Origin of the sequence: Actinacidiphila polyblastidii (assembly GCF_036353415.1) — a bacterium.
In the GTDB taxonomy this organism is placed as follows: Bacteria; Actinomycetota; Actinomycetes; order Streptomycetales; family Streptomycetaceae; genus Actinacidiphila; species Actinacidiphila polyblastidii.
On the sequence record NZ_JAZEWV010000068.1, the window covers coordinates 1 to 4062 of the forward strand.

Annotated in this window: 5 protein-coding genes; 2 read left to right on the forward strand and 3 right to left on the reverse strand. The window is 69.2% G+C overall.

Annotation, left to right across the window (positions count from 1 at the left end; all coding sequences use genetic code 11):
- Positions 1-317 (forward strand): hypothetical protein (locus V2S66_RS34190; protein ID WP_330800982.1); only part of this gene is annotated, 317 nt, incomplete at its 5' end.
- A gap of 329 nt (positions 318-646) precedes the next feature.
- Here V2S66_RS34190 and V2S66_RS34195 read toward each other — a convergent pair.
- Complete coding sequence (locus tag V2S66_RS34195; RefSeq protein WP_330800984.1) at positions 647-1591, reverse strand: DUF2690 domain-containing protein; 945 nt, start codon at positions 1589-1591, stop codon at positions 647-649.
- 789 nt (positions 1592-2380) lie between these two features.
- Here V2S66_RS34195 and V2S66_RS34200 point away from each other — a divergent pair.
- Positions 2381-2764: a hypothetical protein gene (locus V2S66_RS34200; RefSeq protein ID WP_330800986.1), complete on the forward strand. Its 384-nt coding sequence runs from the start codon at positions 2381-2383 to the stop codon at positions 2762-2764.
- On the opposite strand, the gene V2S66_RS34205 is transcribed toward V2S66_RS34200, so the two are convergent.
- Both V2S66_RS34205 and V2S66_RS34210 read right to left on the reverse strand, forming a co-directional pair.
- On the reverse strand, positions 2700-3509 hold the full coding sequence (locus V2S66_RS34205; protein WP_330800988.1) for a hypothetical protein: 810 nt from the start codon (positions 3507-3509) through the stop codon (positions 2700-2702). The genes V2S66_RS34200 and V2S66_RS34205 overlap by 65 nt on opposite strands.
- A gap of 43 nt (positions 3510-3552) precedes the next feature.
- Positions 3553-3978, reverse strand: a complete 426-nt coding sequence (locus V2S66_RS34210) for a hypothetical protein (protein ID WP_330800990.1) — start codon at positions 3976-3978, stop codon at positions 3553-3555.
- Between the last annotated feature and the right edge of the window lie 84 nt (positions 3979-4062).

Consider the following 4062-nt stretch of genomic DNA (forward strand, 5'->3'; position numbering starts at 1 on the left):
GGAGCAGCTGCCCCTATAAAGCCGCCCGCGGGAGCGAGACGACCTCGTGGTCACGCCTGCGCACCCAGCTCGGCTCGGCGTTGCCGCGGATGACGCCCGCCGAACGCCTGGACGTTCTGATCCGAGCGGACCAATCCACACCCGCCGACCAGCCGCTCCTGTCGGCCCTTGCCGCGGCGGGCGACGCGGAGATCGCCGCGCGACACCGCAGCGTCGCAGCCGCCCACGGCCGCGACGTCCCCCTCGACGACCACGAGCTGCGCTGCGCGATCACCAGCGAAGTCCACCGGCTCCATGACCTGTGGCGCTACCAGTGACCCGCACCCGCCCGCTGTGCCATGGATCTTTGAGCCTGTGACGTGCGCTGAGGGGGCAGAGCCTTCGTGGGCGTACTGCTCCCGAGTTGAGGAGGCCACGGGTTCCCGTCCCCGGGTGGCAGCAGAGCGCGGTTGCTGACGGCGTCAGACTGAACCGCGCCCTGGTCTCGATCACGATGCCGGTGGCCGTGGCGACCTGCTCTTCGCCCGCTGCCGTTCACGGGGATGAGCCCATCCGCAGTGAGAACGAGCGATGGTCCGCTCGTTCTCACTGCGCGGATACACCAGCCTGCGGGCACCAGACCAGACCAGACGGATCGTAAGTCGTGTCATCGTCCCGGCGTGTGTGTGGAGGAGCGGCGGTCAGACGAGAGGGTGGGCAGGCACAGGGTTTCTCCCTGGGCCGAGACGTCCTCGTTGATCACGTCGATCCGAGCGCCGGCAATGACGCAGCCCATGCCTGTCAGCAGCAGCGCGGAATACGACTCGTCGACGTGTCCCATCTGCCAGGTCTCCTGTGTGGTGTCGGCGGGGCGCCGGTCCCACACCGTTATGGCTGCGAGCCGGTCGTCCCCCAGCTTCGTGTCGATGACGGGATCGGGGTCGAAGCGTGCCCATGCCCCGGCGCAGCGCGGCGAATACCGCAAGGTCACCGTGCCCACCACGGTTCCTTTGGGGAGTTGGAGACTGCGCAGGGCAACCGCCTTCTGGAGTCGCACCGGGGTCACGGCCAGTCCCATCGCGTCGTCTGCGCATCCAGCCAGCTGGGGGTCGGTGCCGTCATTCGGCGGCGCGGGCGTCGCGTGGTGGGTGGAGTGGAAGGGGGCGCCTATCCATGCCACGGCCATGCCGGCAGCAACGCTCACAAGGATCCCTGCGACGATCAGTATCCATCGGGGCCGCCGCGGCTCTGCCGCGGAAGGCAGGTCGTATTCGGGGTGTTCGTCGCCGGCTTCGGCGAGGCGAGTCAGTGGGCGGCTGGCCATGATCTCCACCACTCCGGGACGCCGCTTGGCGAGTACCTTGCCCGGTGTTGCGGCGGCTAACTCGGCTTCCGCTGACCGCGCCTGCTCCCAGCGTTCGCGCCACCAGTCACCGTCCCCGCCGCATGCGCGAACGAACTCTGTGAGTACTTTTTCTGACGGCAACCGCCGTCCTGCGGCGGCTGCCGCGAGTGCGCTCTTCGAGACCGAGCACTGCCGGGCCATCTTCCAGAACGGCTTGTCTCCGGCAAGAGCACGCAAAGCACGTAATTCGCTGGCCAGTCTCTCCACCGGCCCAGCCAGAGGATCTAACGGTCCTAGATGTCGCCCCATCAGGCACTTCCCCTCAGGTGGACAAAACACGCTCGAACAGTTGTCCAGATCGCTTCAGTCTGGACAATCGCAGTTTTAGACATGAAGGCGACATCCACACCTAATCCTCCAAGGAGTGACGTGATGAAGGCATCAGCTCTTGCCGGCACCGGCCTCGCCGCCGCTGCTCTGCTCGCCAGCTTTGCGGTGCCCGCTTCGGCGAGCAGCCCCGACACCGTGCACCCCAACAACCTCACCGAGTACCGCTGCTACTACCTCGCGCCCGCCTCCAACTCGAACAGGCTGTGCGTGCAGATCGTGACCGACGCGTTCGGGAACTGGACGGGCGTCCGCACCACGTACTTCAAGGCCACGAGCGGCACGGTCTCCCTCCAGCTGGGCTGGGAACACACGACGGGAGCCCGGGCAACGCCACCGGGTACTTCTCGATCACCGGGCCCAACGCCACCGCCACCCACGAGTGGGACGGGGTCAACCCCAGGGGGTGCATCGTCGGCACCATGAACGTCACGGGACAGGGGCACTACGACACCTACCAGGGCACACCAGGAAACGGAGTCTTCTGCTCGTAAGACCCGTGCGCTGCACGCTGATCCGATCACATGGCTGAAACCCCTGACAAGCGGTCCGTTTAGACAAGGCCCTGTGCGGGGTTGTCCCCAACCCCTCCACTTGGACAATTGCGGCCCTACACAGATCTGGTCATCGCCTCGCAGCGGCAGGAAGAACTCAGCAACGGGAGAAACTATGAAGCGATTAGTGATCGGCGCTGCGCTCGGCGTCGCAATCCTGTCCGGCGTCATCGTGGCCCCGCCAGCGCTCGCCTCTCCGGCGCACTCCGCGACACCGCAGGCCGCCTGGTGCGGGTGGACGCCCGCCAACAACTCCAACGTGCCGGGCACCTTCAGCAACGCAGGTGTGAACATCCGCAACGGTCAGTACACCAACTGCACCGTCCTCGGCGCGGGCTACAACGGCCACGACCTCACCTTCCGCTGCTTTGCCGACGGCACCTCGGTGGGCGGGAACGGGGTCTGGATCTACCTCACCGATAGAACAACCGGGGTCACCGGATGGGCCTCCGCCGCCTACATCTGGGGATACGGCGAGAACCCCATCGTGCACTGCTGACATCCGGGCCCGGAAGCGTACAACCGCTCCCGCCCGGCACGGGCGGGAGCGGTACGGTGGAGCTGGCCCGCAGCGGCTTGTCCTGCGGGCCTTTGACGTAGCCGGGGATGAGGCGGTCTTCGTGCACGCAGTCGCCGGCTGCGTGCTTGGCGGGGTTCATGCAGTGGTCGCGGCGGTGGGGCCGGACCGGCCAGCGGCAGGACCACTGCGGTTCGCGGCGCCCGGTACTGGCTGCCGCGTCGTCGACGGCGGCCTGGCGGGCCGGGCGGTGCGCGGTGTGCACCCGCACCACCCGCACCGCGCCCGGCCCGGTGACGCCCTGGCGGGCGTCACGCTTGGCGCCGGACCGGGCGCGGGGAATCGTCTCGGTCTCGGTCCAGCGGGTGCGGCCGCCGTCGGCCATGAGCTGCCAGGCGGTGTAGACGACGTTCACCCACGCGCCGGTGGTGTCCGCCACACCCGGCGCCAGCGGCACGCCGCGGGCCAGGACGCTCTCATTGTCCCACTGGAGGGCGGGGCCGCGGCGCACCCGGCGGTCCTGGTCGACCATCCCGGCCGTCATCGTGCCGCCGTCGCCCATGCTGGCGATCACGGTGTCGGCGGGCAGTCCGGACAGCAGCCCGGAGGGGCTGTAGAACGTCAGCCAGATCCCCTGGAAGTGCCCCGGGACGACCCCTCGGGCGCCGCCTTGCCGCCAGGACCACTGCACCGGCCCGCTCGCGGCCTTGACCGTGTGGGGTCCCACAGCGACCAGGAGACCGCCACGATCGGGGTCGGCAGCATCGCCGTCACCCCGGCGCGTCCGGTGTCAGGGTGCCGGCCAGCGCGGCCCCGACGTCCTCGGTGTAGCCGCCGATCGGTTCGTCGAACACCATGAACCCGTACTCCGCCGGCGGCCGGTCCAGGCTCACCGGCTCGATCGGCGGGCTGGCTGCAGCGGCCAGCGCCAGCGCGGTCATGTCCGCGGTCGCGGAGAACAGGGCGGCCGCCGCCAGGCGGTGCCGCTCGGACTCCACCAGGATCTGCGCGCCCACCTCAGCGGGCGGCGCCAGGGTGCCGGGCACCGCGGGAACGATCGTGCTCTGCCCTCCCCGCAGGGCCTCCTGCATCATGGTGTAGGCCAGGTCGCAGTCGTAGTAGTCGAGCAGGTCCGCGCGCAGCTCCGGCAACTGCCGTGGCTCCGGCGGCACCCAGCGGGTGGCGGGGGTGGTCATGGGCAACGCCCTTCCTGTCCTGGTGGGGGATGATGCCAGCGGGCCGCCCCCAATTGCCGTGGGGGCGGCCCGCCCTTGCCGCTT